This window comes from Pseudonocardia pini, from assembly GCF_013870575.1.
Classification (GTDB): domain Bacteria; phylum Actinomycetota; class Actinomycetes; order Mycobacteriales; family Pseudonocardiaceae; genus Pseudonocardia; species Pseudonocardia pini.
Window position 1 is genome coordinate 1 of the sequence record NZ_JACBXB010001041.1, and the last position, 1,514, is coordinate 1,514.

Consider the following 1,514-nt stretch of genomic DNA (forward strand, 5'->3'; position numbering starts at 1 on the left):
CAGGCCTGCGTCGAGCAGGCCCCGGACACGGACACGGGCACGGGCACGGGCCCGCCACCCCCGCCGGCAGGCGCGTCCGTGTGCTGCTGGCGGCGCTGCTGATCCCCTGCGGTCTCGCGACCCTGGTCGGGCTCGTGCTGCTCTGGCCGACCGGCGATCTCCCGCACACGGCCCAGCGGACCCAGGAGGTGTTCCCGGCCGAGGTCGTGGCGGCGCAGGCCTCGGACTGCTCCCCCGGCTCGGGCGACGGCGGTTGCGCCGGCCTGACCCTGCACATGTCCGGTGGCCCCCAGCCGGGCCGCGAGCTCGTCCAGATCGTGCCGGTCGAGCCCTCGACGCCCCGGTTCGCCGTCGGCGACCCGGTCCAGGTCGCCTACTCGGGCGGCGACCCGACCGACCCGGGCTCGTACCAGGTCGTCGACTTCCAGCGCAGCGGCGCGCTGGTCTGGCTCGGTGCGGCCTTCGCGCTCGCCGTGCTCGCACTCGGCCGGTGGCGGGGGCTGGCCGCGCTGGTGGCGCTCGGTCTGAGTCTCGTGGTGCTGGTCGTGTTCGTGCTGCCGGCGATCCTGGCCGGGTCGAGCCCGGTGTGGGTCGCGGTCGTCGGGTCGTCGGTGATCATGTTCATGGTGCTGTACCTGACGCACGGCTTCTCGGCCCGCACCTCGACGACCGTCCTCGGCACCCTGCTCTCGCTCGCCCTGATCGCCCTGCTGAGCTCCGTGTTCTCCGCGTTCGCCCGACTCACCGGTCTCGACGACACGACCGCGGGCCTCATCGCGACCCTCGGCGCGCCCGTCGACACCCGCGGGCTGGTCCTCGCCGGCGTGCTCATCGGTGCGCTGGGTGTGCTCGACGACGTCACCGTCACCCAGACCAGCGCCGTCTGGGAGCTCAGGGCCGCGAACCCCGCGCTCAGTCCGCGCGCCCTGTTCGCCGCGGGGATGCGGATCGGCCGCGACCACGTGTCGTCGGCGGTGAACACGCTGGTGCTGGCCTACGCAGGAGCCTCGCTCCCCCTCCTGCTGCTGTTCACGGTCGCGGGTCAGGGCCCCGGAGCGGTGCTGACCTCGCAGGACGTGGCGACGGAGGTGGTGCGGACGCTCGTCGGAAGCATCGGCATCGTGGCCGCCGTCCCGATCACGACGGCCCTCGCGGCGGTCGTCGCGACCCGCGAGCAACCCTGATCATGGCCGACGGCGATCACCTCGGGCGGTGGGCGAGCAGGGTGGCTTCACCGTCGCCCTCCTCGTGCGCGACCAGGTCGAGGGTCGGGAAGGCCTGGAGCAGCTCGCCGGGCCGCGCGCGGAAGGGGCCGGGTGCCTCGTCCACCTCGGACAACACCGTGAGCACCAGGAGACCGCCGGGCGCGAGCGACGAGGCGAGCGCGGGGTACTGCGCGGGGTCGCGGAACCGCTGGCAGACGACCAGGTCGTAGGTCCCGGTCACGGGCAGGCCTGCGTCGAGGTCGGCCTCGATCCACCGGACCCGCGCCACACCCTCCCGGGCGGCGAGCC

At 74.3% G+C, this 1,514-nt stretch carries 2 protein-coding genes; one reads left to right on the forward strand and one right to left on the reverse strand.

Features of this window, described 5'->3' with window-relative positions; translation table 11 throughout:
• Positions 1-1,184 (forward strand): YibE/F family protein (locus H5J29_RS32275; RefSeq protein ID WP_312858503.1); only part of this gene is annotated, 1,184 nt, incomplete at its 5' end.
• A gap of 16 nt (positions 1,185-1,200) precedes the next feature.
• Here the strand turns inward: H5J29_RS32275 and H5J29_RS32280 are convergent.
• A partial coding sequence (locus tag H5J29_RS32280; RefSeq protein ID WP_512700156.1) for a class I SAM-dependent methyltransferase occupies positions 1,201-1,514 on the reverse strand: 314 nt, incomplete at its 5' end.